Genomic DNA, 26,904 nt, shown 5'->3' with positions numbered 1-26,904 from the left:
CTGCAGTGTCGCCACACGTACCCAGGGAGTCGGTTCGCGAGCCGACCGTCTGGGTACGCGAGCCGACCGTCTGGGTACGCGAGGCGACCGTCTGGGTACGTGGGCCGGACCCGGATTGGGCCGGACGTGGTCTGGGAGGGCGGCCCCGGGCATCCCGGCGCGGCCCTCCCAGCGTCCCTGCGGTGGTCAGCCCTGGCGGAGCACCACCGTCCGGTCACCGAGCGGCGCCGCCAGCGCCAGCGGGATGCGGATCTCCTTGATGTAGTCCGGGCACATCTGGCCCTTCTGCGGGGCCGTCACCGTCATCAGCACCACGACCTGCTGCGCCGTCTGGTCGCCGACGCGGGCCGAGATGCGGCGGCAGCCGCCCTCCTCGGCCTGGAGGATCAGCGTTCGGCCGTCCGTGGCGCGGAACAGGCTGCGCGGGTAGCCCTCGGGCACGCCCCGCGCGTCGACCTGGGTCTCGGCGATGACGTCGTCGCCCGGGGCGATGCCCTGTGTCGGGCGGCCGACCGTCCGGGACGGCGGCGGCGCGACCGTGGGCGAACCGGACGTCGGCGGCAAAGAAGACGAAGGCACCGAAGCAGACGACGAAGGGGCCGGAGCTCCCGCGCCGCTCTGAGCGGCCCCGCAGGCCGTCGCCGCGAGCAGCAGCAGGCCCGTTCCCAGCAGTTTCACCGTCGTACGCATACCTGCCAGACGGAGCGGGACCCCGTCCGGTTGCATCGGCGCCGGCGAAAGCCGCCCGTCACAGCCGCCCGGCCGCGACGAACACGCAGACCGCGAGGATCAGCGCGTTGATCCCGACGTTCCGCCACTCCGCCGCCTTGTGCTGCACGAGCGCCAGCCGCCCGTGCATCGCCATCGCGCCCACCATCACGACGGCCAGCCCCGCCGCCGCCCAGCCGGTGAGTACCGGGGCGACGCCCAGCAGCACCGGCAGGATCAGCCCCACCACGGCGACCAGCTCGCAGAGCGCGGTGAACCGCACCACCGGCAGCGGGTACGCCGCCGCCCCCGTCTGGCCGGTTTCGAGCATCCGCTGCCGCGACATCGTCGACTTCAGCGCGCCCGACAGGGCGAAGATCGCGGCCAGCAGCACCTGACCGACCCACAACGCGACGTTCATGACTTTCCTCCCGTTGCCGACTGGTGCGGGAGGAACGAGGACGCCCGGAGGAACGTGACAGTCAGGCGCGGCCGAGGCGGGTCATGAAGCTGAGCCGGTCGCCCCGGTACAGCGAGCGCACCCGCTCGAACGGCGCGCCGTCCGGACCCCACGACACGCGGTGCGCGAGCAGCATCGGCAGGGCCGGGTTGGTGCCGATGAGCAGGGCTTCGCGCGGGGTCGCCAGCACCGTCTCGACGCGCTCCTCGGCGCCGTCGAACACCACACCGAGCTGCTCACGCAGGCACGCGTGCAGCGGCTGCCCGGGGTCGAACACCTCCAGCAAGGTCGGGAACCGCTCGGCCAGGAGATAAGTCGACTCCAGGCCGACGCGCTCCTCGTCGGCCAGCAGCACCCGCTCGAGGTGGATCACCTCGGCGTCCGACGTGACCTGCAGGTCCGCGGCCAGCGCGCTGCCGGCCAGGCGCCGCTCCAGCGTGATCACGGTGCGGCCCGGCCGGATGCCCTGGCGCCGCAGCCCGTCGGTGTAGCTCACCAGGGCCAGCGGCTGCACCAGCTTCGGGCCGGCGACGAACGTGCCGCTCCCCTGCCGCCGGCTGAGCCTGCCCTCGAGCACCAGCTCACCGACGGCCTGCCGGACGGTCGCCCGCGACACCTCGAAGCGCTCGCACAGCTCCCGTTCCGTGGGCAGCACCGAGCCTTCGCCGAGTTCCGCGATCACCGCCAGCAGTTCGACCTTGACCGCGTAGTAGCGCGGGACGCGGCCGTGCTCGGGAATCCCGTCGAGCACGGGACCGTCGGCGGACAGGCGGTAATGGCGCGAAGGGGCGGGCACGGAATCGACCCTATTCGGTTCAAGGAGCGCGGCGGTTCGCTGTGGCGCGCAACACGGCTGTCACACCGACGATCACCCGGATGCGCCCGGCGCGCTCCCCGCGGCCGTGCTGGGCGTTTCGGCCTACGGCGTTCGTCGGCCCGCCGGTGAGAAATCACCCAACCGCCCGAAACATCCGAAGAAAGTTGGTTGTCCGGGTATGTGGGCACCTGGTGTAGTCATGGGGCCACTCTCGAGCTCGGCTTCCACTGTGGACACTGGAAGGACTGATCCCCTTGGCTCCCAAGCGCTGGTTCACCCTGCTCAGAAACGTCACCACCGCGGTGGCCGCGGTCGCCGCGGCGGCGTCGTTCGCCACCCCGGCGATCGCGGCCCAGCCGCCGTCCACCGACGTCGTCGGCGGGACCCGGGCCGCCCAGGGCGAGTTCCCGTTCATGGTCCGGCTGTCGATGGGCTGCGGCGGCGCGCTCTACACCAACCAGATCGTGCTGACCGCCGCCCACTGCGTCAGCCGGACCGGGGCCAACACCTCGATCACGGCGACCGTCGGCGTGGTCGACCTGCAGAGCACGAGCGCCAAGAAGATCAAGTCGACCTACGTCTACCAGTCCCCGACCTACGGCACCTCGACCGGCGGCGACTGGGCGCTGATCAAACTCGCGAGCCCGGTCACCGGTCTCTCGACGCTGCCGATCGCGACGACGTCGACCTACAACACCGGCACGTTCACCGTGGCCGGCTGGGGCGCGGCGACCGAGGGCGGCGCCCAGCAGCGGTACCTGCTCAAAGCGACCGTCCCGTTCGTCTCGGACAGCACCTGCCGCGCCCAGGGCGGCAGCTACCCCGACCTCATCCCGAGCGCCGAGATCTGCGCGGGCAACCTGAGCGCCGGCGGGGTCGACACCTGCCAGGGCGACTCCGGCGGCCCGATGTTCCGCCGGGACAACAACAACGCCTGGATCCAGGTCGGCATCGTCTCCTGGGGTGACGGCTGCGCCCGGCCGCACGCCCCCGGCGTCTACACCGAGGTGAGCACGTTCGCGTCGAAGATCGCCGCGGCCGCTTCCTCGCTGTAACTCCCCCAAGCCGTGAAGGCCTCCTTACCGGCCATAAGAGCCGGTAAGGAGGGGCGGATTCACGCGGTGGTTGCAACACCTGTCGTTTGCTGGTCTAGCAGTAGCTTCGTGAGGGCCTCGGCTGGTGTCCGCCAGCCGAGGGTCTCCCAGGGACGACCGTTGAGCTCAGCCGCGACCCGAGCCAGCTCGGCTGCGTCGCGCTGGGACAGGTCGGTGCCTTTGGGGAAGTACTGCCGGAGCAGGCCGTTGGTGTTCTCGTTGCTGCCCCGCTGCCAGGGCGAGTGCGGGTCACAGAAGTAGATCCGCAGGCCGGTGTCCATCGTGATCTTCCGATGAAGGGCCATCTCCTTACCCTGATCCCAGGTCAGCGACCCCAGCAGCAACGGCGGCAACATCTGGATCACCTCGGTCATCACCGCCGCGACCGTCGCCGCGTCCCGCCCGTCAGGCAGATGCAGCAACATCACAAACCGGGTCCGCCGTTCCACCAGCGTCCCGATCGCGGACTTGTTGTCCTTGCCGAGGATCAGATCGCCTTCCCAATGCCCCGGGACCGCGCGGTCGGCGACCTCCGCCGGCCGTTCACTGATGTTGACCATGTCCCGGATCCTGCCCGCGGGTCGTTCCCGGCGGGCTTGGGTCTGCCGCCGCGGCATCCCCAACGCCCGCCCGGTCCGCAACGCCACGGTCAGCTCACGGCGCAACGCACCCCGGCCCTGCACATACAACGCCTGGTAGATCGTCTCGTGCGACACCCGCATCTCCGGCTCGTCGGGGAAGTCGAGCACCAGTCTTTCCGAGATCTGCCGCGGCGACCACTTGCGGTCCAGCCCGGCCTGCACCACCTGCGTCAGCACCGTGTCCCCGGTCAGCTTCGCCGGCTTCGGCCGTGTCGCACGCCGCTCGGCCGCGTGCCGGGCACTGCTCGCCCGATACACCCCGGACAAGCCGCTGTTGCGGGTTAGCTCACGCGACACCGTCGAAGCCGGTCTCCCGATCGCCCGCCCGATCACCCGCGGCCCGTGACCTGCCGCGTTCAGGCAGGCGATTTCTTCCCGCTCGGCCAGCGACAGCCGGACCGGGCCAGGCCGGCAGGGCGCGTTACTCATCACCCCGCCAACCTGCCCGAACAACCGCGTCCCCGTCGCCGGAGCCAACCCGACCGCGCGGGCTGCCGGCTTCGCCGGCAGCCCGCGCCGGATCTGGTCCCAGAACTCCAGCTGCACCGACCGCGGCAACCACCGGAACTTCCGCACCCGCGCCATCACAACCCCACCCCTTCATCCAGGCGGTGTTGCAGCAACCCCATGACTCCAAGAGGCCTTCACGGCTTTCAGCGGGTCTTGTCCAAACGGGACAGTGCGTCTTCGTAGCCGGACACCAGATCCGCGACGACCTCGGCGACCGGGCGGACCGCGTTCATCCGCCCGACGATCTGCCCGACCGGCATCGACACCACGCTCGGGTCGTTCGCCGCGTGGATCCGGTTGTGGGCGTGGGAAACCAGCAGGTTCTGCAGCGGCATCGGCAACGGCTCGGGCGCGTCGGCCGCGGCCCACGCCTCGGTCCAGCGGGTCTTGAGCAGCCGCGCGGGCTTGCCGGTGTAGATCCGCGTCCGGACGGTGTCCGACGACGTCGCGCCGACCAGCGCCTGCTGCATCGCCACGGATTCGCCCATGGTCTGCAGGTACTCCTCGGTGGCGAGCCACATCGACCCCATCCAGACGCCGGCCGCGCCGAGCGCGAGCGCCGCGGCGACCTGGCGGCCGGACCCGATCCCGCCCGCGGCGAGCACCGGCACGTCGACGGCGTCGACGATCTCCGGCACCAGCACCATGGACGCGATCTCGCCGGTGTGCCCGCCGGCTTCGTAGCCCTGCGCGACCACGAAGTCGACGCCGTTCGCGACGTGCCGGACCGCGTGTTCGGCCTTCCCGGCGAGCGCCGCGACCGGGACGCCCCGGTCGTGGCACTGGCCGATGACGTCCGCCGGCGGCGACCCGAGGGCGTTGGCGATCAGCTTGATCGGGTGGTTGAGCGCGACCTCGACGTGGGACCGGGCCACCGAGTGCAGCCAGCCGAGCACGCCCGCGCGTTCGTCCGTGTCGTCCGGCAGCGGCGGCACCGAAAGGTCCCGCAGCACCTTGTCGACGAACGCGCGGTGGCCCTCCGGGATGTGCTTCGAGAGGTCGACCTGGGTGCCCTCGGCGGGGATCTTCGCCGGCATCACGATGTCGACGCCGTAGGGCTTGCCGCCGGTGTTCTCGTCCATCCAGGTGAGCACCCGGTCGAGCTCGGCGGCGTCGTTGAACCGGACGCAGCCGAGCACGCCGAGCCCGCCGGCGCGGCTGAGCGCCGCGGCGACGTGCTCCGAGGGCGTGAACCCGATGATCGGCAGGTCGATGCCGAGCCGGTCGCACAGGGATGTCCGCACTGGTCGTGTCCTCCTAGACGGGCTGGGCCGTGGCCGGGTCGTGCCCGGCGGCGTAGCGCTGGGCCCACGGGTAGTCCGGCTTGCCGCTGGGCGAGCGGCCGATCTCGTCGGCCAGCCAGACGGTGCGCGGCACCTTGTAGCCGGCGATCTCGTGCCGCACGTGCTGCTCGATCCCCGCGAGGTCGGCCTCGACGCCCTCGCGGAGCTGGACGACGGCGGCGACGCGCTGGCCGGTCCGCTCGTCCGGGATCCCGATGACGAGCGCGTCGAAGACGTCGGGGTGCGACTTGAGCGCGCCCTCGACCTCCTCCGGGTAGACCTTCTCACCGCCGGTGTTGACGCACTGCGAGCCGCGGCCGAGCAGGGTGACCGTGCCGTCCTCCTCGTAGCGGGCGTAGTCGCCCGGCACGACGTACCGGACGCCGTCGATGTCGACGAAGATCGTCTTGCTCTTCTCGGGATCGCCGTAGTAGCCGAGCGGGACGTGCCCGCGGCGGCCGATCAGCCCGACCGCGCCGGGCTTCGGTTCGACGAGGTTGCCGTCGTCGTCGAGCAGGATGGCGTCCTTTCCGAAGTTCACCCGCGGGCCGGCGCTGTGGTCGGAACCCTTGGCGACCATGCCGATCCCGGTGAAGCCGCTTTCCGACGAGCCGATCGCGTCGGTGATCACGGCGTTCGGCACGAGCTCGACGAACTCCTGCTTCACCGACTGCGAGAACAACGCGGCGTGGCTCGACACCGCGACGAGCGACGAAGCGTCGTAATCACCCTCGCGGAACGCCTCGATCAGCGGCCGCGCCATCGCGTCACCGACGATCGTGAGGACCTGGACCTTGTGCTCTTGAACGGCCTTCCAGATCTCATGGGCGTCGAAGCGGGGCACGAACACCACGGGGCTGCCGGTGAACAGCGCGCCGAACGCGGCCCACTGCGCGGCGCCGTGGATCAACGGTGCGGCGGGCAACCGCGTCAGGCTGCCGGCCTTGCCCTGCTCGGCGAGGGTCCACTCGTCCGGGACGTACTCGCCGGTGACGAAGTTGATCCCGCCGCCGAGCGCGCGCCAGATGTCTTCGTGGCGCCAGAGGACGCCCTTCGGGTAGCCCGTGGTGCCGCCGGTGTAGAGGATGTAGAGGTCGTCGTTGCTGCGTTCTTCGAAGTCGCGCTCGGGCGACTGCGCTTCGAGCGCGGCTTCGTAATCGACGCCGCCGTAGCCCGAGTAGTCGCCGTCGCCGCCGTCGTCGATCACGACAACGTGTTTCAGTTTTGGCGATTCGGCCAGCGCCGCCGTGACCTTGTCGGCGTAGCTTCTCTCGTGCACGAGAGCGACGAGGTCGGCGTCGTTGAAGAGGTACACGAGCTCGCCGTGCACGTAGCGGTAGTTGACGTTGACGGCGATCGCGCGCAGCTTGTACGCGGCGATCATCGCCTCGAGGGCCTCGATCGAGTTGCGGGAGTAGACCCCGATGTGGGATCCGCGTCCCACGCCGTGCGCGGCGAGGTGGTGGGCGAGCCGGTTGGCCCGCGCCTCCAGTTCGGCGAAGGTGACCCGCCGGTCGCCGCACACGACCGCGACGCGCTCCGGCACGGCGTCGACGGCGTGCTCCAGAAGATCCGCGATGTTGAGTGCCACGTCCTCAAAGTAGAACATGTTATCGTTCTGGGCAATGGCACTGCTCCTTCAGGAGGTTTCCGTGGGTGAACCGCACGCGCTGGTCTCGCAGGACGGGGCGACGCTCATCGTGACGATGAACCGGCCCGAGGCGCGCAACGCGATCACCGGCGAGATGATGTCGATCATGGTCGACGCCTGGGACCGCGTGGACGCGGACGACTCGATCCGCAGCTGCGTCCTGACCGGCGCGGGCGGCGCGTTCTGCGCGGGCGCGGACCTGAAGTCGATGTCCCGCAACTCGCCCGCCAAGTCCTTCGACGAAGGCAAGTTCGACCCCGCGCACATCCCGGGCCTCCTCAAGGGGCGCCGCCTGACGAAGCCACTGATCGCGGCCGTCGAGGGACCGGCGATCGCGGGCGGCACGGAGATCCTCCAGGGGACCGACATCCGGGTCGCGGGCACTTCCGCGCGCTTCGGGGTGTCGGAAGCCCGGTGGGGACTGTTCCCGATGGGCGGGTCGGCGGTGCGCCTGCCGCGTCAGATCCCGTACACCCTCGCCGCGGACATCCTGCTCACCGGGCGCCACCTCAGCGCGGGCGAAGCGCTGGCCATCGGCTTGATCGGGCACGTGGTGCCGGACGGCCAGGCGCTCGCGAAGGCACTGGAGCTGGCTTCCCTGGTGAACACCAACGGGCCGGTCGCGGTGCGGGCGATCCTGCGGACGATCCGGGACACCGAGGGGCTCCACGAGGAGGAGGCCTTCAAGCTCGACTCGCAGTACGGGATCGAGGTCTTCGCGTCGGAGGACGCGAAAGAAGGGCCGAAGGCGTTCTCGGAGAAGCGGAAGCCCGAGTTCCGCGGTCGCTGAGCCGGGCTTGATAGAACACGTTACATCCGACCCAGGAGCAGCCGATGCGGGCGTCTTGCCGCCAGAACGAGAACATGTTTCACTCATGGACGTGACCGAGACACCACTGGCGGCACCCCTCAACGTCGGCTTCGACTACACGCGCTCCACCGGGCCCGTCCTGGGCCGGTTCGTGAACGCCCTGCGGGAACACCGCATCGAAGGCATCCGGGGCAGTGACGGCCGCGTGCACGTTCCGCCCGTCGAATACGACCCCGTCACCGCGGAGCAGCTCGGCGAGTTCGTCCCGGTGGCCGACGAGGGCACCGTCGTCTCGTGGTCGTGGTGCGCCGAGCCGCTCGACGGGCAGCCGCTGAGCCGGCCCTTCGCCTGGGCCCTGATCAAGCTCGACGGCGCCGACACCGCGATGCTGCACGCCGTCGACGCGGGCGGACCCGGGAACATCCACAGTGGACAACGGGTGCGCGTCCGCTGGGCCGAGGACACCGTCGGGCACATCCGCGACATCGCCTACTTCCTGCCCGTGGACGCCGAGGACACGACACCCACCGAGCCCGCTCCCCCGGTCGCCGAACGCGAAGAGGGCGCGCCGGTCAGCATCGTCATCACGCCGGTGCACCTGCGCTACACGCACTCCGCGTCCCCCGAGGAGAGCACCTACCTGCGCGGGCTCGCCGAGGGCAAGCTGATCGGCCAGCGCTGCCCCGCCTGCCGGAAGGTCTACATCCCGCCGCGCGGCGCGTGCCCGACCGACGGCGTCCCGACGACCGACGAGGTCGAACTGCCCGACACCGGCATCGTGACGACGTTCTGCATCGTCAACGTCCCGTTCCTCGGCCAGCGCCTCAAGCCGCCGTACGTCGCCGCGTACATCCTGCTCGACGGCGCCGACATCGCGTTCCTCCACCTCGTCCTCGGCTGCGACGCGCAGGACGTCAAGATGGGCATGCGCGTGCGCGCGGCCTGGAAACCCCGCGACGAGTGGTGGACGTCGCTGGAGAACATCAGCCACTTCGAGCCGACCGGCGAGCCGGACGCGGCCTACGAAACCTTCGCCCACCACCTGTGAGGTCCTGATGCCAGACGTCGCGATCGCGGGCTTCGCGAAGGCCCCCAACGTCCGCGAGACCCCGGGCACCACCAACGGCGTGGAAATGCTCGTCCCGATCTTCTCCGAGGTGTTCGCCAAGACCGGCCTGTCCAAACAGGACATCGGGTTCTGGTGCTCGGGCTCGTCGGACTACCTGGCCGGGCGCGCCTTCTCGTTCATCGCCGCCGTCGACGCGATCGGCGCGTTCCCGCCGATCCACGAGTCGCACGTCGAGATGGACGCCGCCTGGGCGCTCTACGAGGCCTGGCTGAAGATCAAGATGGGCGAGGTCGAGACCGCGCTCGTCTACGGCTTCGGCAAGTCCAGCGCCGGGCAGCTGCGCCGGGTGCTCGCCCTGCAGCTCGACCCGTACGTCGTCACGCCGTTGTGGCCGGACTCGGTCTCGATCGCCGGGATCCAGGCGCGGCTGGGCCTGGAGGCCGGGCTCTGGTCCGAAAAGGACCTCGCCGAGGTCGCCGCGCGCGGCACCGGCAAGGACGTCAGCGAGCTGCTCGACACCCCGTACTTCGCCGACCCGTTGCGCCGGCACGACATCGCGCCGATCACCGACGGCGCCGCCGTGGTCGTCCTGTCCACTGTGGAACGCGCGCGGGACATCGTCGAGCACCCGGCGGTGATCCAGGGCATCGAGCACCGCGTCGACTCCCCCGTGCTCGGCGCCCGCGATCTCACCCGGAGCCCGTCCACGGAGTCCGCGGGCCAGGCCCTGGACCTCGACGGCGCCGACCTCGCCGAGCTGCACGCGCCGTTCACGCACCAGGAGCTGATCCTGCGGACGGCCCTGAAACTCGACGACACCACGAAGATCAACCCCTCGGGGGGCGCGCTCGCCGCGAACCCGATGTTCTCCGCCGGCCTCGCGCGCATCGGCGAAGCGGCGGCCCGGATCCACAGCGGCGAATCCCGCAAGGCCGTGGCGCACGCGACGAGCGGGCCGGCCCTGCAACAGAACCTGGTGACCGTGCTGGAGGCCCGATGACCAAGCAGCTCACCGCCGTGCTCGGCACCGGCCAGACGCACCACCGGGCCAAGCGCCAGGACGTCTCGATGCCGGGCCTGCTCCGCGAAGCGATCGACCGCGCGATGGCCGACGCCCAGGTCGGCTGGGCCGACATCGACGCCGTCGTGCTCGGCAAGGCGCCGGACCTGTTCGAGGGCGTGATGATGCCCGAGCTCTTCCTCGCCGACGCCCTGGGCGCGACCGGGAAACCGTTGCTGCGCGTGCACACCGCCGGTTCGGTCGGCGGGTCGACGGCCCTGGTCGCCGCCTCGCTCGTGCAGTCCGGCGTGCACCGCCGGGTGCTGACCGTGGCGTACGAGAAGCAGTCCGAGTCGAACGCGATGTGGGGCCTGTCGATCCTGCCGCCGTTCCAGATGCCGGTCGGCGCCGGCGCGGGCGGCTACTTCGCCCCGCACGTGCGCTCCTACATCCGCCGCTCCGGCGCGCCCGAGCACGTCGGGGCGATCGTCGCGGCGAAGGACCGGCGCAACGGCGCCCTCAACCCGTACGCGCACCTGCGGCAGGCCGACATCACCGTCGAGTCGGTGCGGAAGTCGCAGATGCTGTGGGACCCGATCCGCTACGACGAGACGTGCCCCTCGTCCGACGGCGCGTGCGCGATGGTGCTCGGCGACGAGGCCGCGGGCGACGCCGTCGAAGGCGGTGCCGCGTGGATCCACGCGACGGCGATGCGCACCGAGCCGACGACGTTCGCCGGCCGCGACCAGGTCAACCCCCAGGCCGGCCGCGACGCCGCCGCCGCGCTCTGGGCCGAGGCGGGCATCACCGACCCGATGTCCGAAGTGGACGTCGCCGAGATCTACGTGCCGTTCTCCTGGTTCGAGCCGATGTGGCTGGAGAACCTGGGATTCGCGCCCGAAGGCGAAGGCTGGAAGGTCACCGAGGCCGGCGAGACGGCGATCGGCGGGCGGCTGCCCTGCAACCCGTCCGGCGGGGTGCTCTCGTCCAACCCGATCGGCGCGTCCGGCATGCTTCGCTTCTCCGAAGCCGCGAAGCAGGTGATGGGCCGGGCCGGGGACTACCAGGTGGACGGCGCCCGCATCGCGCTCGGGCACGCCTACGGCGGCGGGTCGCAGTACTTCTCGATGTGGGTCGTCGGCGCCGCCAAGCCACGTTGATACGCTCGACCCACCATGCCGAGACTCGCCGACCACGAGCAACGCCGCCGCCAGATCGCCGAGGCCGTCTGGCGGATCGCGAGCACGCGCGGGCTCGAAGACGTGTCGCTGCGCAAGGTCGCGGCCGAGGCCGGGGTCTCGCTGCGGCTCGTCCAGTACTACTTCGGGACGCGGGACGACCTGCTGCTCGGCGCGCTCGAAATCCTCAACGCCGACGCCGGGGAGAGCATCCGGGCGGGCATCGGCCCGGAGGAGGACGCGACCCCGCGCGAGGTGCTGCGCGCCCTGCTCGTCGGGATGCTGCCGGTCGGTGACGAGCGCCGCACGCGCTACCTCGTGCACCTCGCCTACTTCGTCCGGTCGCTTTCGGACCCCGGTCTGGCCTCGGCGTTCAGCGCCGCGCCGCCCGAGCTGGAACGGCTGACCGCGGACCTGCTCGCGTGGGGCCGCGACCGCGGCGAGGTGGCGCCGGACCTCGACCTGATGCCGGAGGCCGAGCTGCTCCTCTCGAGCGTCGACGGCCTGCAGACCAGCATCATCCTGGGTCAGCGGACGCCGGAAGCGGCGATCGCGCTGATCGACCACCAGCTCGACCGGCTCTTCAGTCTCGCGAACGTCGCCACCTGAGCGCCAGCAGCGTCCCGACCACCCCGGTCACGACGCCTACGGTGGCCGGCACCGCGACCGGGGGGTCCACCACGATCACCGGCTCGAGCACGACCGGCGCCGGTGGCTGGACCGGCTTCGGCGGCGCGTCGGAGCCGGTCGCCGTCCACGCCGTGACGTAGACGAGCAGCCGGGCGACGAGCGAGATGAAGAAGATCAGGCCGATGACCGAGCCGAACGCGATGCCGGTCGGCGAGTCGCCGATCAGCCGGAGGTAGAACCCGCCGGCCAGCTTGAGCAGCTCGAACCCCACCGCCAGGGCGATCGCGCCGCGCACCGCGCTGCGCACGCCCACCTTCTGCCGCGGCAGCCGCGTGAGCACCCACAGGAACACCAGCCAGTCGGCGACCAGCGCCAGCGGCACGGACGACGCCGACACGAGCTGGTGCCCCCAGCTCGTGTCGTCCAGCCCGGCCAGCCGCAGCAGGTAGCTGCCGAGCGCCGTGCCGGAGATCGTGATCGTGAACGACACCACCAGCGCCGCGCTCAGGCCGATCAGCGCGAGCAGGTCGACGGCGATGAGCCGCAGCAGCGACTGGTCGGACCGGTTCTGCCCCCACAGCGCGGTGAGCGAGTCCCGCAGCGCGTTCATCCAGTTCCAGCCCGAGTAGAGGCCGATGGCCAGGCCGAACAGCCCGACGCTGGTCCGCTGCTCGACGAAGCCGGTGAGCAGGTCGGTGGCCTTGTCGCCGAGCCCGCCGGGCAGCGTGGACACGATCGCGTGCACGAGGGTCTCGCGCAGGGCCGGCTGGCTGGCCAGCACGAACCCGGCGACCGACGACGCGACCATCAGCAGCGGCACCAGCGACAGCAGGCTGAAGTAGGTGATGGACGCGATGTAGTGGTAACCGCCGGCGTCGAGGTAGCGGTCGGCGGCGCGGGCGATGTGGTCCAGCCACCGGTACCGGGCACGGGCCCGCGCCCAGGGGCTCGGGGCCTTCGGGGAACTCTTCACGGACACTGTCTACCCAGCGGACGGCCACTTCGCGCGGGCAACACGCGGTTGGCCCATCAGCCCAGGACCACGAGCCCCGTGCCGTCGTCCACCGGGAGCGCGGCGTCGGTCGTCGCGAAGACCGTGCTGCCGAGGAAGTCGAGCTCGCAGCCGAGGGTGGCGAGGAAGGACGTGTCCGCGGCGTCGCGGCCGGTCGAGATCCGGAGCATGGTCTGGCGCGGCGCGAGGTGGGTGGCGTCGAAGACGTACCAGTGACCGTCGACCCCGGCCTCGAAGACGGCGTGGAAGTCCATCGGGGAGAGCCCGGGTGCGTAGACGCCGACGTAGCGCGCGGGGATGTCGAGGAACCGGCACAGGGTGACGCAGACGTGTGCGAAGTCGCGGCAGACGCCCTGCCCGGCGAGGAGCGTGTCGATCGCGTCGTCCGTCGGCCGACTGGATCCGACCACATAGGACAGTCGCTCGTGGACGGTGCGGACGATCGTGTCGACCTTCTTCTTGGTGCTCTTCAGGGAGAACAGCTCCGGCGGCACGAGCCCGGCGATCCGGTCGGACGGGCAGTACCGGCTCGGCCGGGTGAAGACGGCGGCCTCGGCGCGCGTGACGGGCTCGGGTTCGGGCTCGGCCAGCACGCGTTCGGCGTGGTAGGTGACGCGGTGCTCGCCGGCGGGGAAGTCGAAGACCTCGGCGCGGGTGCCGTGCTCGAACTCGACGAGCTCGCTTTCGCCGTGCCAGGAGACGTCGAGCTCCTCGGTGTCGGCGTGCGCCGCGGCGATGGAGACCGCGGCGGGACCGGGTTCGGTGACGCGGACGGAGAACTCGACGTCGACGGTCGCTCGCGGGGCCATCACCTCATGATGTCATGGTCCGATGACCGACATCGCGCTCTTCCACTCCGTGCTGGGGCTGCGGCCCGTCGAGCTCGGCTTCGCCGGCCGGCTGCGGGAGGCCGGGCACCGCGTGGCCACCCCGGACCTCTACGGCGGATCGACCGCTTCGACGATCGAGGAGGGCTTCACGCTGAAGGACGCCGTCGGCTGGACGGCCATCGTCCGGCGAGCCCGGGAGGCCGTGCGGGACCTGCCCGCGAACACTGTGCTGGTGGGCGTGTCGATGGGGGCGGGCGTCGTCCAGGAGGTGCTGACCGACCGTCCGGACGCCGGCGGCGTCCTGCTGCTGCACGCGGTGGGAGCGCTGCCCGCGTCGGTCCGCGCGGGTCTGCCGGCGCAGGTCCACGTGGCCGACCCCGACCCGATCGCACCTCCGGCGCAGGTCGCGGCGTGGCTCACCGCCGCGACCCGGTCGGGCGCCGATGCCGAGGTGTTCCGCTACCCCGGCATCGGCCACTTCTACACCGACGCGGACGGGCCCGAATATGACGAGCCGGCCGCGTCGCTGACCTGGCAGCGCGCCCTGGACTTCGTCAGGCGTACCGCACCGGGTAGTGCTTGATCCCGTTGAGCCAGCTCGACCGCAACCGCACCGGGGGCGCGGCCTCGGTGATGTTCGGCATCACGTCCGCGATCGCGTTGAAGATCAGGTCGATCTCCAGCCGGGCCAGGTTGGCACCGATGCAGTAGTGCGAGCCGGTGCCGCCGAAGCCGACGTGCGGGTTGTCCTCGCGGAGGATGTCGAACTTCTCCGGGTCGGCGAAGACCTCGTGGTCGAAGTTGGCGGAGCTGTAGAACATGCCGACGCGGTCGCCCTTGCGGATGTGCGCGCCGCCGAGCTCGGTGTCACGGGTGGCCGTGCGCTGGAACGCGACCACCGGGGTGGCCCAGCGGACGATCTCGTCCGGCGCCGTCTTCGGCCGCTGCTCCTTGAAGAGCTCCCACTGGTCCGGGTGGTCGAGGAACGCCTTCATGCCGTGGGTGATGGCGTTGCGCGTCGTCTCGTTGCCGGCGACGGCGAGCAGGATGACGAAGAAGCCGAACTCGTCGGAGCCGAGCGCTTCCCCGTCGACGTCGGCCTGGATCAGCTTCGTGACGATGTCGTCCATCGGGCACTTGCGGCGGTCCTCGGCCATGTTCCACGCGTAGCCGATGAGCTGCGCGGACGCCTCGAGGGGCTCGACCTCGTACTCCGGGTCGTCGTAGGCGACCATCTGGTTCGACCAGTCGAAGATCTTGAGCCGGTCTTCCTGGGGGATGCCGATCAGCTCGGCGATGGCCTGCAGGGGAAGCTCGCACGCGACGTCGGTGACGAAGTCGCCGGACCCCTTCTTGCGCGCCTCCGAGACGATCTTCTCCGCGCGGTCGCGCAGGGTGTCTTCGAGCTTCGCGATCGAGCGCGGGGTGAAGCCCTTCGACACGATCTTCCGCAGCTTCGTGTGCTGCGGCGCGTCCATGTTGAGCAGGACCAGGCGGTTCGCGTTGAGGCGGTCCTCGGTCATGCTCTCGTCGAAGCGGATGATCGCGGTCTTCTCGCTGGACGAGTAGAGCGTGCTGTCGCGCGAGACCTCCTTCACGTCCTCGTGCCGCGAGACGACCCAGTAGCCGTCGTCGCCGAAGCCTGCGGTGTTGGTCTTCTGGGGGTTCCACCACACGGGCGCCGTCCGCCGGAGTTCGGCGAATTCGGCCAGGGGCAGCCGTTGGGCGTAGAGGTCCGGGTCCGTGAAGTCGAAACCGGCGGGGATGAGCGGAGCGGCCACGTTGCCTCCCACGGTTCGCCTTTGAAACACGTTCTAAGACCGATTAGAGCATACGGTGTTAACTTGCGGAAGACCGTTCAGTGAAACCCGTTAACTTGACCGATGAGGCCAGGTGAGCGTGCGCTCACTCGGCAGAGATCAAGATCGCGTCGACCCCGGGGTCGCTTGCACAGAACGATAACCTGTTCTACTTTTTGGTCACAGCAGGACACCGACGAAAGGGATGACATGGGCGTGCCGGTCATCGTCGAAGCCGTGCGGACCCCGATCGGCAAGCGGGGCGGGCTGCTGGCCGGCCTGCACGCGGCCGAGCTGCTGGGTGCCGCGCAGCAGGCCCTGCTCGACCGCGCCGGGATCGACCCGGCCCTGGTCGAGCAGTTGATCGGCGGCTGCGTCACGCAGGCCGGCGAGCAGTCCAACAACGTCACGCGCACGGCGTGGCTGCACGCGGGCCTCCCCGAGACGGCCGGCGCGACGACGATCGACGCCCAGTGCGGGTCGGCGCAGCAGGCGACCCACCTGATCGCCGGTCTGATCGCCGCGGACGCCATCGAGGTCGGCGTCGCGTGCGGCGTCGAGGCGATGAGCCGGGTGCCGCTGGGCACGAACCGGGCGGGAGCGTCCCCGCGGCCGGCGTCGTGGTCGATCGACCTGCCCGACCAGTACGGCGCGGCGGAGCGCATCGCCGTCCGGCGCGGCCTGACGCGCGCCGACGTCGACGCGTTCGGCGCGGCGTCCCAGCAGAAGGCGGCGGCCGCGTGGGAGGCCGGGCACTTCGACCGCGAAGTGGTCCCGGTGAAGGCCCCGGTCCTGTCCGATTCCGGTTCCCCGACCGGGGAGACCCGCCTGGTCGGCCGCGACCAGGGCCTCCGCGAGACGACGGCCGAAGGCCTGGCGCGGCTGAAGCCGGTGGTGGCGGACGGCATCCACACGGCGGGGACGTCCTCGCAGATTTCCGACGGCGCGGCGGCATTGCTCCTGATGGACTCTTCGCGGGCTTCGGCGCTCGGACTGCGTCCACGGGCCCGGATCGTGGCGCAGGCCCTGGTCGGCGCGGAGCCGTACTACCACCTGGACGGCCCGATCCGCGCGACCGAGCGGGTGCTCGCCCGCGCCGGGATGACGATCGCCGACCCGGACCTGTTCGAGGTGAACGAGGCGTTCGCTTCGGTGGCACTGTCGTGGCAGCGTGTTCTGGCGCCCGATCCGGCCCGGGTCAACGTGAACGGCGGCGCGATCGCGCTGGGTCACCCGGTGGGCAGCACGGGAGCCCGCCTGCTGACGACGGCGCTGCACGAGCTGGAGCGCCGGGACGCCTCGACGGCCCTGGTGACGATGTGCGCCGGCGGCGCCCTCGCCACGGCGTCGATCATCGAACGCCTCTAACCGGGAAGGTGCGCGTCCACCTCGATTTCGATCTTCATGCGCGGGTCCGCCAGGCCGCACTGCAGCATCGTCGCCGCCGGGCGGACGTCCGCGAAAGCCTTGCGCAGTACCGGCCAGCACAGCTCGAAGTCCTCGCGCTCGGGTAGCAGATAACGCACGCGGACCACGTCCGCGAGCGTGCAGCCCGCCTCCGTCAGCGCGGCCTCGATGGTGCGCAGGCACTGGGCCGCCTGCTCGACGACGTCGTCGGAAATGGTCATGGTCGCGTAGTCGAAGCCGGTCGTGCCCGAGACGTACACGCGGTCGCCGTCGACCACCGCCCGGGCGTAGCCGATCTGCTCCTCGAAAGTCGACCCGCTCAGGATCGCTCGCCGTTCAGCCATGACCCGCACGCTAGGGAACGACCACCGCGCCGTCCACTTCATTGGCTGTGCTTGACTTCAGGGCATGATCTCGGAGAGCCGTTGCCCGGTGGAGGACGGCGAGCTCCTCGTCCGCCGCGGCGGCGAGGGCCCGGCGCTGCTGCTCATCGCGGGCGGCACCGGGGCGGGTGACTCCTACCGCGCGCTGGCGAAGCAGCTGTACGCGGACTACACCGTCATCACCTACGACCGGCGCGGTCACTTCGGCAGCACGGACACCACCACGGGCCCGGTCCCGGTGTCCCGCCAGGCCGACGACGCGCGGGCGGTGCTCGACCACGCGACCGGCGCCCCGGCGCTGGTGTTCGGCACGAGCGCGGGCGCGCTGATCGGCCTCGACCTGGTGGCCCGCTTCCCGGACCGGGTGACGACGCTGGTCGCGCACGAACCCCCGGCGGTGCACCTGATGCCGGACGCGGGCGGCTGGCTCGAAGCGGCCGCGGACCAGGTCCGGCTGGCCCGGTCGGGCGAGCTGCTGACCGCGGTGACGCGCTTCGCCGACGCGATCGCGGGCGCGGCGCTGCCCGACCTGCCCAACCTGCGCCTCCCGCACGAGGCCGACTGGATCCGGCTGTTCGACCGCGAGCTGACGGAGTTCTTCGACTACCTGCCGGACCTGCGTGCCCTGCGCAGGGCGAGCACGGAGATCATCCCGGTGGCGGGCGAAGGCAGCCGCGGGCGCTACCACTACCAGCCGGCGAAGATCCTGGCGCTGGAGCTGGGGTTGCCGTTCACGGAGATGCCGGGTGCCCATCTGGCTCCGCAGCGGAACCCGGCGAAGTTCGCGGTGGCGTTGAAGGAACTGCTGGGCCCGGAGGCGTCGTGACGAACGCCTGGACGCCCGCCGACTTGCGCCTCCTGGACGCGGCCCGGGAGCTGGAGATCGCCGTCGACGGTTCGCGGCGGTGGGTACCGATCTGGGTCGTGTGCACGGGCGGGCAGGTGTACGTCCGGACCTGGTACCGGCGGGACACCGGCTGGTTCGGCGCCGCGGTGCGGACTGGCCGGGCCCGCGTTCGCGTGCCGGGCCTGGAAGCCGAGGTCGCGATCGAAGACCTCGGCGCCGCCTCGCCGCAGGCCACAGCGGACGTGGATGCCGCCTACCGCACCAAGTACAGCGGCGGCACCGACGCGATGGTGACGGCCGAGGCCGCGGCGACCACCCTCCGGCTCGACCCCCGGTAGCGCCTCAGACCACCCGGATCCCGTCCTTCCAGACCTCCCGGATGTTCGACGCCAGCGCCGGGAAGTCGTACGGATCCCCCGCCACCACGACAAGATCCGCCCGCAGCCCCGGCTCGATCCGCCCCAGCTCGCCGTCCAGCCCCATCAACCGGGCCGCCGACGACGTCGTCGCCTCGAGGACGTCCGCCTGGGTCATGCCGCACGCCGCCATCAGGGCCAGTTCCTCCAGGTTCGTGCCGTGCGGCCCGACCCCGCTGTCGGTCCCCATCGCGATCCGGACCCCGGCCGCGTACGCGCGGCGGACCGAATCGCGGTGCGCCTCCACCACTTCGCGCGCCTTGGCGACCACGGACGCCGGCAGGTCGACCCCCGCGTCGGCCGCGCGGACCACGTTGACCGGCGCGATCAGCGTCGGGACCAGCCACGTCCCGTGGCCCAGCATCAGCTCGATCGCCTCGTCGTCGAGGTAGATGCCGTGCTCGATGGACCGGACGCCCGCCCGGACCGCGTTCTTGATGCCCGCCGCGCCCTGGGCGTGCGCCATCACCGGACGGCCCTGCGCGGCCGCCTCGGCGACCAGGACCTCCAGCTCCTCCGGGGTGTACTGCGAGTGCCGCGGGTCGTCGCGCGGCGAGAGCACGCCGCCGGTCGTGCACACCTTCAGCACGTCCGCGCCCGCGCGCAGCAGCGTCCGGGCGACGCGGCGCATCTCGTCGGGGCCGTCGGCCGTCGCGTCCGGGCGCCCCGGGTGCGGCACCAGCAGCGGCACGCAGATGCTCGACGGGTTCCAGCTGTCGCCGTGCCCGCCGGTCTGGCTGATCAGCCCGATCGAGATCTGCAGCCGCGGCCCCGGGATCAGCCCGTCGTCCACCGCCTGCTTGATGCCGAGGTCCGCGCCCGACGCGTCGCGCACCGTCGTGATGCCCAGCCCGAGCGTCGCCCAGAGGTTCCGCGCCGCTTCGTAGAACTGGTAGGAGAACGGCTTCTGCACCCGCGACAGCAGCCCGATCTCCGACACCGTGACGTGCACGTGGCAGTCGAAGAGCCCGGGCAGCAGCACCGCACCGGAACAGTCGACGCCCTCGTCGCCGTCGAGGTCCGTGCCGACGTCGACGATCCGGCCGTGCTCGACGACGACGTCCGCCGCCGCCGGCTCCGCGCCGGTGCCGTCGAACACCGAACCGCCCGTGAAAACCGTGCGCGTCACGCCGCCTCCTTGGCCGAAGCCGAAACCACGAACCGGTCCACCACGACGGCCAGGCCGAGGACGACGACGTTGACGCCGAGCCCGATCAGGCCCACGTTGACCGTGCCGGCGAAGTGAGTGTCCACAAAGGTCAGCCAGATCACGACGAGCTCGCCGGCGATCAGCCCGGCGAACACCGGGCCCTTGCCGACGGGCACCCGTCGCAGGAAGCCCAGCAGGTTGGCCGGGGCCAGCTGGACCGAGCCCGAATACGTGAGCAACAGCAGGTTGGCCAGCAGATCCGGCCGGAAGATGCCGAGCACGAGGGCAAGAGTACTCGCGAGCACAACCGTGCCGTGGTTGATCCAGAACTGCTTGCGGCCACTGCGGACGCGGACTATGTTGCGCGCCACCAGCGACGAGATGCCGATCAGGATCCCGGCCGCCGGGACCATCGCGGTGGCCGTCGCGGCGACCACGACGACCCCGGTCACCCAGCCGGGCAAAGCATCCTTCGACAGCGTCAGCAATACGCCGTTCGGGTCACTGCCCTTGGGCACCACGACGATCGCCGCGAACCCGATGATCATCGGCAGCAACAGCGAAAGCTCGTACACCGGCATCCAGGTGTAATTGCGCCGCAGCACCTTCGGGTCGCGCGCGGACATCAGCGCCGGCCACGAGTGCGGCAGCGTCATCAGCCCGACGCCGATCGCGCTGACCAGCATGCTCGTCACGAACCAGACGTGGTCGTTCGCTCCACTGTGGACGATCAGCTTCTCCGGGTGCAGCTGCTCGATCTTGTGGAACACTCCCCCGATCCCGCCGGCGAAGTGCGTCGGCACGGCGATGATCAGCACCACCAGCGCGACCAGCATGATCCCGTCCTTGAAGTAGGACGTCGCCGCGACGCCGCGCAGCCCGGCCCACAGCACGAACGCGACCACCAGCACGCTGCCGGTCACCATGCTGAGCGTGCCCGACGCGCTGTCGCCGGTGACCAGCCGGACGATCAGGCCCAGCCCGGTGATCTGCAGCTGCAGGTACGGCAGCACGAACACGACGCCGAGCACCGCGGACAGCGTCCCGAGCGCCCGGCTGGAGTACCGGTCCTCGAGGAAGTCGCCCTGCGTGAGGTAGCCGCGTTCCTTGCCCAGCGTCCAGAGGCGTTTGGCGAGGAAGAACAGCACGACGTAGGCGATCGGCACGTACGGCAGCGCGTACATCGCCGCGACGCCGCCGGAGAACGCGAGGCCGGCCATCCCGAGGAAGGTGAAGGTGGTGAACACCTCGCCCGCCTGCAGGAACCACATCGTCAGCGCGCCGAAGCGGCGGCCGCCGACGGTCCATTCGGCGAGGTCGGCGACGGGCTTGCGCCGCCCGACGAAGCCGAGGACGCCGATCAGCACGATGCCGGCGAGGGTGAAGGTGAGGATCACGGCTCCTCCTCCCGCCCGCGCATCAGGCGTTCGGACAGCAGCAGCGCCGGGGTGAACATGAGGCACCAGAACGCGCCCCAGACCATCATCCGCGGCAGGCCGAGCCACAGCCCGGTGGTGTTGACGAACGGCAGGAACGGCATCAGGACCAGCGCGAGCACGGGCAGCACCGGCGGCCAGTGGTAGCTGCGCACGCCCGTCACCCGGCCAGGAGCCCGAGCCGGCGGACGGCGAGTTCGGCCAGCAGCGCGGCGCCGTCGCCGAGCACGCTGTCGTCGAAGCGGGCGCGCGGCGAATGGTTGTCCGCCGCGGAGGCCGGGTCCGTCGGGCACGCGCCGAGGAACAGGTACGCGCCGGGCACGCGTTCGAGCACGCGGGAAAAGTCCTCCGAGCCGGTGATCGGGTCGGCCATCTCGGTGAACCGCTCTTCGCCGAAGACGTCACGGATCGTGGCGGCGACGAAGTCGTACGCGGCCGCGTCGTTGACCGTCGCCGGGTACTCCGGCTCGTAGGTGACGTCGATGTCGAGGCCGTGCGCCTGGGCGATGCCCTGGCAGACCTGGACGGCCCGCTCCCCCACCCGCGCCGCGACCTCGGGCGAGAACGACCGCAGCGTCGCTTCGAACACCGCGTCGTCCGGGATGATGTTGCGCCGGGTGCCCGCGTGGAACGAGCCGACGGTGACCACGACCGGGTCGAAGACGTCGAAGGTGCGCGTCACCATCGTCTGCAGGGCGGTCACCATCTCGCAGGCCGCCGGGATCGGGTCGCGGGCGTCGTGCGGGGACGAGCCGTGGCCGCCCGCGCCGAGCACCCGGACCTCGAGGGCGCCGGAGGCCGCCATGAGCGTGCCGGGGCGGGCGGCGAACTGGCCCTTCGCGTAGCTGGCGGCCGAAACGTGCAGGCCGTAGGCGGCGTCGACGTGCTTGCCCGACGCCGTGAGGACACCTTCGTCGATCATGCGGCCGGCGCCGTCCCAGCCCTCTTCGCCGGGCTGGAACATGAAGACGACGTCGCCGGGCAGGTCGTCCTTGCGGGCGGCGAGCAGGCGGGCCGCGCCGACCAGGCCCGCGGTGTGCAGGTCGTGGCCGCAGGCGTGCATGGCGCCGTCGAGGGTCGAGCTGAACTCCTCGCCGCTGGCTTCGGTGACGGGGAGCGCGTCCATGTCACCGCGCAGGAGCACGGTACCGCCGGGTTTGCCGCCGCGGAGGACTCCCGTGATCGACGAGAGGTTCTTGCCGAGGCTCACTTCGAGGGGCAGGCCGTCGAGGGCCGCGAGGACCCGCTCCTGGGTGCGCGGCAGGTGCAGACCGATCTCGGGGATGCGGTGGAGGTCGCGGCGGAGGGCGACCAGGTCGTCGAGCAGGGCAGCGGCGTCCGAACGCAGGGTCATCCGCAGATCATGCAAGTGTCGAGCACAATGGCCGGGGAAAAGCACCGAAACCACCGTTGCGGGAGCCGATGAGCGAAGAATCCGCCATGTTGACCGAGCAGGACCTCAAACTGGTCGACGCGCTGCAGGCGGCGCCGCGGGCGTCGTGGTCGACGGTGGGCCGCGCGCTGGGCCTGGGCGCGGTGACCGCCGCCCGGCACTGGGACGCGCTGGTCGAGCGTGGCGACGCGTGGCTCACCGCGTACGTCGGCGGGGAGCTGACCGCGCAGCTGGCCCTGGCCTTCGTCGAGATCGACTGCTCGCCAGGGGCCGCGCTGCGCGTGGCGTCGGCGTTGGCCGCGGACCCGCACGTGGTCACGGTCGAGTACGTCGCCGGGCCGTGCGACCTGCTCGCCCACGTCGTCGCGCCGACGGTGCGGGAGCTGGGCGCGCACGTGCTGGACCGGGTGGCGGCGGTGCCCGGGGTGGCGCGGGTGCGCACGGTGCTGTCGCCGCGGATGTTCACCGAGGGCAGCCGGTGGCGGGTGCGGGCGATTTCGCCGGGGCAGCGCGAGGCCCTCTCCCCGAAGCCGGCGAAGAACCGCGCGCCGCTGCGGTTCGACGACGCGGACCGGGCGCTGATCCTCGCCCTCGGCGTGGACGCCCGGGCGTCGGCCGCGGCACTGGCGAACGAGCTCGGCGTCGGGGCGACGACCGTCCGGCGCCGGCTGGACGCCCTGCTGGGCCGGGGCGCGATCCGCGTCCGGTGCGAGATCGCGCGGTCGGCGTCGCCCGCGCCGGTCACGGTGACGCTGTGGCTGCGGGTGCCGCCGGACAAGCTGGAGACGACCGCGCGGTCGCTGGCGATGCTGCCGGAGGTGCGCATGTGCGCGGCGCTGACCGGGGCGGCGAACCTGATGCTGGTGGTGTGGCTGCCTTCGCAGCACGACACGGTGGCGCTGGAAGCGGTGCTGGCCGCGAAGCTGCCGTGGCTGGAGATCACCGGCCGGGCGGTGACGCTGCGGAACGTCAAGCTGATGGGCCGCCTGCTCGACGCGGCCGGGCGCGGGATCGGGCGCGTGCCGCTGGACTTCTGGGCCGCGGTCCCCGTGCCGGAGCACGGGGACCGCAGCGGGGGCCGGCCCGGGGGATGAGGGGGGTGAGGTGGAGGGAAGCATCCACCGGACCGGGGTCTTCGGGGGTTCCGGCCGGGTGACCTAGGGGTGGCCGGCGGGCCGGGAAGTCTGGACGGATCTCGCGTGAGGGGAGCCGTGACTCGCGTGGCTGAGGGCGGAACTCGTGTGACTGGAGCCGGATCTCGCGTGGTTTGAGGCGGGACTCGCGTACCTGGACGGTCGGCTCGCGTACCTGGAGAGTCGGCTCGCGTACTTGGACAGTCGGTTCGCGTGATCGGGGACGTGACTCGCGTGACTGAAGCCGGATCTGACGTGATTGATGACGGAACTCGCGTGGTTTGAGGCGGAACTCGCGTACCTGGACGGTCGGCTCGCGTACCTGGAGAGTCGGTTCGCGTGATCGGGGACGTGACTCGCGTGATTGGAGGGGGATCTCGCGTGATTGGAGGGGCATCTCGTGTGATTGGGGGGTCGACACGGGGAGGAGTTCCGGCGCGGTGGACTCGGGGGGTGAGGTGGAGGGAAGCGTCCACCGGCCGGAACTCGCGGGGCGGGAAGGCGCCCGCCTGTTTCCTCCTTCGCTGACCCGGCGAAGCCGGATCGGGGGTGGGGTGAGGAATCCCGGCCCGGGGGGACATGGGGGGTGAGGTGGAGGGAAGTGTCCACCCGGGCCGGGGCTCGGGGCGCGGGACGAGGGGTCCCGCGGTACTTCGGGTGGTGCTACCGGCCCGGCGGACTGGGGGGTGAGGTGGAGGGAAGTGTCCGCCGGGCCGGGGTTCGTGGGGCGGGTCAGTACCCGCCGGTGGAGACCGTCGCGAGGGCGGTGTCGGGCCGGCGCCGCGGGTCGACCCGGCAGCCGTTGGGTTCCATGGCGTACCAGGTGCCCCCCGCGCCGTGGCCGGCCGCCTCGCCGGGCGCGCCGTCCTGGGCGTAGGTGTAGACGGGCCAGCCGCCGACGGTCACCTGCCTGCTCCCGTCGGCGCGGGCGATCTGCCCGACGAGGCCGGTGTCGATGTCTTCGGCGACGGTGCTGCGGCCGGTGACGAGAAGCGGCGGCCACGTCCGCGCGCACGCGGTGTCGCAAGTGGACTTCCCGGAACCTCTGCCGTCCCGGGTGAAGAGGTAGAGCGTGCGGCCGGCCTGGTCGGTCAGGACCGGGCCGAGGCCGCCGATGTCGGCGGTGCCGAGGGTGGTCGGTTCGGCGGGCCGGCTCGCGGCCGCCGCCTTCTCCCCCTCCGGCGTGATCGCCGCCCAGTCCGCGCTGACGTTCTGGCCGAGCGCGATGCCGGCGCCGGTGTCCTTGGCATAGCGGTAGACCGGCCAGCCGCCGACGGTCACCTGTCGCCGGCCGTCGGGCCGGGTGACCAGGCTGACGAGCTGAGCGTCCACCCCGGCGGCCAGGGCCGGGGAGTCGGAGACCAGCGGTGGCCACATTTCCGCGCAAGCGTCCACGCAAGCGACCTTCGGGGGCTTGGCGGTGTCCTGGGCGTAGCGGTAAAGCGTGTGGCCTTCGGCATCGGCGAGGACCGCGCCGAGACCTTCCACTGTGGACGTTACGAGGTGGGCCTGGCCGGCCCCGGAGTTCGCCTGAACCGTGCTCGCCGAGAGCTGCTGCTGTGCGCCGAGCGACACCTGCCGGCCGGTCGTGGCGTACGGGTTGGTCCCGCAGGCCGCGACCAGCGCGACACCGGCGACGGCGGACAAGGCGGCGGCACCCGGACGAGCACGGTTCATCGGAAGTTCTCCCTCCTGGCGTGGAGTGACTGGTGCGGAAGGGTTATTCCGCGCAGGCCTTGCCGGAGTTGATGCAGTTGACCAGGCGGCCCATGATCTTCTTGCTCATCACGTTCGCGAAGTCGTCGTGGTCGGACCGCGGGTTGTGCTTTTCCTGGGCGAAGGCGTCCACTTTGTACTGGCCCTTCTGCTGGACGTCCTGCGGGACGTCGTAGACCAGGGTCACCTGCAGCTGGGGCACGTTCTTGAAGCCCTGCGGGCACTTGCCCTGCTGGTTCGCGAACACGATGTGCGTGCGGTGGTTCGCGCTGTCGGTGTTCTTGCCGTCCCAGCAGTTCGGGAAGGCGTGGATGCGCTCGACCTTGCTGCCCGCGGGGCAGATCGGGTAGAGGTCGGTCAGCCGGTCCTCGAACCCGGTGCAGGTCCAGCTGGGCCGGGCGTTGGCCGGGCCGTTGGTGCTCTGCTTGGCGTCACCGTAGAGGACGCGGAGGCCGAGCGGCATCGGGACGACGTTCCGGGCGCCGCCGCCGATGAACTTCAGCGTCGCGGACTCCGGCTCGATGATCTCGCCGTCGTTGTCGCCGACCTCTTCGTTCTCGCCTTCGGGCCCGCCGAGCTCTTCGGCCGGCGGTGCGGCGGCCGAGCTGCTCTGGTTGCCGTTCTGGCCGCCGTTGTTGTTCTGGCCGCCATTCTGACCGCCGTTGTTCTGGTTGCCGTTCTGCCCGCCACGACGGCGGTCCTGGGCCTGCTGCTGGTCCTGCTGGTCCTGCTGGCCCTGGTCGCCCTGCTGCTGGGCGCTCTGGTCACCGTTGCGGGTCGCGCCGCCACCGGTGTTCCGGCGCTTCTGCTGCTGCCCGTTCTGGTCCTGGGCGTTCGGGTCCTGCTGGTCCTGCGCGTTCGGGTCCTGCCCGTTCTGGTCCTGCGCGCCCTGGTCCTGCTGGTCCTGGGCGTTCTGGCCCTGACCGGCGTCGTCGGCGGCCTGCGCGTCCTTGGCGCTCTGGTCCTGCTCGACGTCACCGGTCTTGCCCTGCTGCTTCTGCTGGGCCTGCTGGTTCTCGTTCTCGTTCGCCGCGTCGTCTTCGCGGTCGATGCGGATCACGGGCCAGAAGTAGGCCGACTGGTCACCGTTCTTGCAGGTGGTGTCACCGGCGAGCAGGCTCTTGAGGCTCGAGTCGGCGTCGGTGGTCACGTTGCCGACGTAGTCGTGCAGGTGCTGCGCGCCGTTCTTGATCCCGGGCTGGGCGATGAAGTTGTCCGGGTTGTGGTGCGCGCCGTCCGCGTTCGTTCCACAGTCGACGGTGAAGGATCCTTGCGCACCCTTCTTCTGCAAGGCCGCGTTGACGTTGTTGCCGGCGGGAACCTTGTTGATGTCGATGAAGAACGACGGGTCCGCGGGGTCCGCGCTCGCTTCGCCCGTGCGGCCCGTGCTGACCGCGACGGCGAGTGCGCCGACGGCGATCGCCAGGCCGATCGCGCCCATGGCGATCTTCGTACGGCGGGCGACGCGATGCTTGCCCGTCACGGGGGACCGAGAATTCCGGGCCATAGACTAGTTCACCTCGTTCGTTA

At 71.1% G+C, this 26,904-nt stretch carries 27 protein-coding genes; 11 read left to right on the top strand and 16 right to left on the bottom strand.

The window, feature by feature from the left end; genetic code table 11:
• Positions 1-186 precede the first annotated feature (186 nt).
• The 3 genes from AB0M83_RS31690 to AB0M83_RS31680 form a co-directional block, all read right to left on the bottom strand.
• Positions 187-678, bottom strand: a complete 492-nt coding sequence (locus tag AB0M83_RS31690) for a hypothetical protein (protein ID WP_364522463.1) — start codon at positions 676-678, stop codon at positions 187-189.
• A gap of 70 nt (positions 679-748) precedes the next feature.
• Complete coding sequence (locus tag AB0M83_RS31685; protein ID WP_364522461.1) at positions 749-1,129, bottom strand: DoxX family protein; 381 nt, start codon at positions 1,127-1,129, stop codon at positions 749-751.
• A gap of 61 nt (positions 1,130-1,190) precedes the next feature.
• On the bottom strand, positions 1,191-1,964 hold the full coding sequence (locus tag AB0M83_RS31680) for a GntR family transcriptional regulator (RefSeq protein ID WP_364522459.1): 774 nt from the start codon (positions 1,962-1,964) through the stop codon (positions 1,191-1,193).
• Between the two features lie 275 nt (positions 1,965-2,239).
• Here AB0M83_RS31680 and AB0M83_RS31675 point away from each other — a divergent pair, with 275 nt between their 5' ends.
• A complete protein-coding gene (locus tag AB0M83_RS31675) occupies positions 2,240-3,040 on the top strand; it encodes a serine protease (RefSeq protein ID WP_364522457.1) in 801 nt (266 codons plus the stop codon).
• Between the two features lie 59 nt (positions 3,041-3,099).
• Here the strand turns inward: AB0M83_RS31675 and AB0M83_RS31670 are convergent, their stop codons facing one another.
• The 3 genes from AB0M83_RS31670 to AB0M83_RS31660 all read right to left on the bottom strand — a co-directional run bounded on the left by AB0M83_RS31670 (position 3,100) and on the right by AB0M83_RS31660 (position 7,104).
• The gene (locus tag AB0M83_RS31670) at positions 3,100-4,305 is read right to left on the bottom strand and encodes an IS30 family transposase (protein WP_364522455.1); all 1,206 of its coding nucleotides are present in this window, start codon (positions 4,303-4,305) and stop codon (positions 3,100-3,102) included.
• Between the two features lie 68 nt (positions 4,306-4,373).
• A complete protein-coding gene (locus tag AB0M83_RS31665; RefSeq protein ID WP_364522453.1) occupies positions 4,374-5,474 on the bottom strand; it encodes a nitronate monooxygenase family protein in 1,101 nt (366 codons plus the stop codon).
• A gap of 13 nt (positions 5,475-5,487) precedes the next feature.
• Entirely contained in the window at positions 5,488-7,104 is a 1,617-nt protein-coding gene (locus tag AB0M83_RS31660; RefSeq protein ID WP_364522450.1) for an acyl-CoA synthetase, read from the bottom strand.
• A gap of 61 nt (positions 7,105-7,165) precedes the next feature.
• Between AB0M83_RS31660 and AB0M83_RS31655 the strand changes: the two genes are divergently transcribed.
• The 5 genes from AB0M83_RS31655 (at position 7,166) to AB0M83_RS31635 (ending at position 11,831) form a co-directional block, all read left to right on the top strand.
• The gene (locus AB0M83_RS31655) at positions 7,166-7,954 is read left to right on the top strand and encodes a crotonase/enoyl-CoA hydratase family protein (RefSeq protein WP_364522448.1); all 789 of its coding nucleotides are present in this window, start codon (positions 7,166-7,168) and stop codon (positions 7,952-7,954) included.
• Between the two features lie 85 nt (positions 7,955-8,039).
• Entirely contained in the window at positions 8,040-9,023 is a 984-nt protein-coding gene (locus AB0M83_RS31650) for an OB-fold domain-containing protein (protein WP_364522446.1), read from the top strand.
• A gap of 7 nt (positions 9,024-9,030) precedes the next feature.
• Positions 9,031-10,044, top strand: coding sequence for a thiolase domain-containing protein (locus AB0M83_RS31645; RefSeq protein ID WP_364522444.1), 1,014 nt, complete (start codon positions 9,031-9,033; stop codon positions 10,042-10,044).
• Positions 10,041-11,204 (top strand): thiolase domain-containing protein, encoded by a 1,164-nt coding sequence (locus AB0M83_RS31640; RefSeq protein ID WP_364522442.1) that lies wholly within the window; start codon positions 10,041-10,043, stop codon positions 11,202-11,204. Before AB0M83_RS31645 ends, AB0M83_RS31640 begins: the two co-directional genes overlap by 4 nt.
• A gap of 15 nt (positions 11,205-11,219) precedes the next feature.
• Positions 11,220-11,831 (top strand): TetR/AcrR family transcriptional regulator, encoded by a 612-nt coding sequence (locus tag AB0M83_RS31635; protein ID WP_364522440.1) that lies wholly within the window; start codon positions 11,220-11,222, stop codon positions 11,829-11,831.
• On the opposite strand, the gene AB0M83_RS31630 is transcribed toward AB0M83_RS31635, so the two are convergent.
• The gene (locus tag AB0M83_RS31630; RefSeq protein ID WP_364522438.1) at positions 11,806-12,825 is read right to left on the bottom strand and encodes a YhjD/YihY/BrkB family envelope integrity protein; all 1,020 of its coding nucleotides are present in this window, start codon (positions 12,823-12,825) and stop codon (positions 11,806-11,808) included. The genes AB0M83_RS31635 and AB0M83_RS31630 overlap by 26 nt on opposite strands.
• Positions 12,826-12,881: 56 nt before the next feature.
• A complete protein-coding gene (locus AB0M83_RS31625; protein WP_364522436.1) occupies positions 12,882-13,673 on the bottom strand; it encodes a transglutaminase family protein in 792 nt (263 codons plus the stop codon).
• 22 nt (positions 13,674-13,695) lie between these two features.
• Between AB0M83_RS31625 and AB0M83_RS31620 the strand changes: the two genes are divergently transcribed.
• Positions 13,696-14,277 (top strand): alpha/beta fold hydrolase, encoded by a 582-nt coding sequence (locus AB0M83_RS31620; RefSeq protein WP_364522434.1) that lies wholly within the window; start codon positions 13,696-13,698, stop codon positions 14,275-14,277.
• On the opposite strand, the gene AB0M83_RS31615 is transcribed toward AB0M83_RS31620, so the two are convergent.
• Positions 14,249-15,475 carry a cytochrome P450 gene (locus tag AB0M83_RS31615; RefSeq protein WP_364522432.1) on the bottom strand — a complete coding sequence of 409 codons (1,227 nt, stop codon included), beginning with the start codon at positions 15,473-15,475 and terminating at the stop codon, positions 14,249-14,251. The two genes, AB0M83_RS31620 and AB0M83_RS31615, sit on opposite strands and share 29 nt — an antisense overlap.
• A gap of 228 nt (positions 15,476-15,703) precedes the next feature.
• Here AB0M83_RS31615 and AB0M83_RS31610 point away from each other — a divergent pair, with 228 nt between their 5' ends.
• Complete coding sequence (locus tag AB0M83_RS31610) at positions 15,704-16,861, top strand: steroid 3-ketoacyl-CoA thiolase (RefSeq protein ID WP_364522430.1); 1,158 nt, start codon at positions 15,704-15,706, stop codon at positions 16,859-16,861.
• Here AB0M83_RS31610 and AB0M83_RS31605 read toward each other — a convergent pair.
• Positions 16,858-17,244 (bottom strand): RidA family protein, encoded by a 387-nt coding sequence (locus AB0M83_RS31605; RefSeq protein WP_364522428.1) that lies wholly within the window; start codon positions 17,242-17,244, stop codon positions 16,858-16,860. The genes AB0M83_RS31610 and AB0M83_RS31605 overlap by 4 nt on opposite strands.
• Before the next feature lie 64 nt (positions 17,245-17,308).
• On the opposite strand from AB0M83_RS31605, the gene AB0M83_RS31600 reads away from it, so the two are divergent.
• Positions 17,309-18,109 carry an alpha/beta hydrolase family protein gene (locus tag AB0M83_RS31600; RefSeq protein WP_364522426.1) on the top strand — a complete coding sequence of 267 codons (801 nt, stop codon included), beginning with the start codon at positions 17,309-17,311 and terminating at the stop codon, positions 18,107-18,109.
• Positions 18,106-18,468, top strand: coding sequence for a DUF2255 family protein (locus AB0M83_RS31595; protein ID WP_364522424.1), 363 nt, complete (start codon positions 18,106-18,108; stop codon positions 18,466-18,468). Before AB0M83_RS31600 ends, AB0M83_RS31595 begins: the two co-directional genes overlap by 4 nt.
• Positions 18,469-18,472: 4 nt before the next feature.
• On the opposite strand, the gene AB0M83_RS31590 is transcribed toward AB0M83_RS31595, so the two are convergent.
• From AB0M83_RS31590 to AB0M83_RS31575, 4 genes are read right to left on the bottom strand one after another with little or no spacing between them, the layout of a single operon-like run.
• Positions 18,473-19,675, bottom strand: coding sequence for an amidohydrolase family protein (locus AB0M83_RS31590; RefSeq protein WP_364522422.1), 1,203 nt, complete (start codon positions 19,673-19,675; stop codon positions 18,473-18,475).
• Entirely contained in the window at positions 19,672-21,093 is a 1,422-nt protein-coding gene (locus tag AB0M83_RS31585) for a sodium:solute symporter family protein (RefSeq protein WP_364522420.1), read from the bottom strand. The genes AB0M83_RS31590 and AB0M83_RS31585 overlap by 4 nt, the downstream gene beginning before the upstream one ends.
• On the bottom strand, positions 21,090-21,287 hold the full coding sequence (locus AB0M83_RS31580; RefSeq protein WP_364522418.1) for a hypothetical protein: 198 nt from the start codon (positions 21,285-21,287) through the stop codon (positions 21,090-21,092). The genes AB0M83_RS31585 and AB0M83_RS31580 overlap by 4 nt, the downstream gene beginning before the upstream one ends.
• A 5-nt stretch (positions 21,288-21,292) precedes the next feature.
• Entirely contained in the window at positions 21,293-22,486 is a 1,194-nt protein-coding gene (locus AB0M83_RS31575; RefSeq protein WP_364522416.1) for a M20 family metallopeptidase, read from the bottom strand.
• A gap of 68 nt (positions 22,487-22,554) precedes the next feature.
• Here AB0M83_RS31575 and AB0M83_RS31570 point away from each other — a divergent pair, with 68 nt between their 5' ends.
• Complete coding sequence (locus AB0M83_RS31570) at positions 22,555-23,619, top strand: Lrp/AsnC ligand binding domain-containing protein (RefSeq protein WP_364522414.1); 1,065 nt, start codon at positions 22,555-22,557, stop codon at positions 23,617-23,619.
• Positions 23,620-24,390: 771 nt separating this feature from the next.
• Here AB0M83_RS31570 and AB0M83_RS31565 read toward each other — a convergent pair.
• Both AB0M83_RS31565 and AB0M83_RS31560 read right to left on the bottom strand, forming a co-directional pair.
• A complete protein-coding gene (locus tag AB0M83_RS31565; RefSeq protein WP_364522412.1) occupies positions 24,391-25,335 on the bottom strand; it encodes an SCO0930 family lipoprotein in 945 nt (314 codons plus the stop codon).
• A 43-nt stretch (positions 25,336-25,378) separates the two neighbouring features.
• Positions 25,379-26,881, bottom strand: a complete 1,503-nt coding sequence (locus tag AB0M83_RS31560) for a DUF1996 domain-containing protein (RefSeq protein WP_364522410.1) — start codon at positions 26,879-26,881, stop codon at positions 25,379-25,381.
• Positions 26,882-26,904: the final 23 nt, after the last annotated feature.

This window comes from Amycolatopsis sp. NPDC051106, from assembly GCF_040682775.1.
GTDB lineage: Bacteria > Actinomycetota > Actinomycetes > Mycobacteriales > Pseudonocardiaceae > Amycolatopsis.
This window is presented reverse-complemented; position numbering and strand designations above follow the sequence as displayed.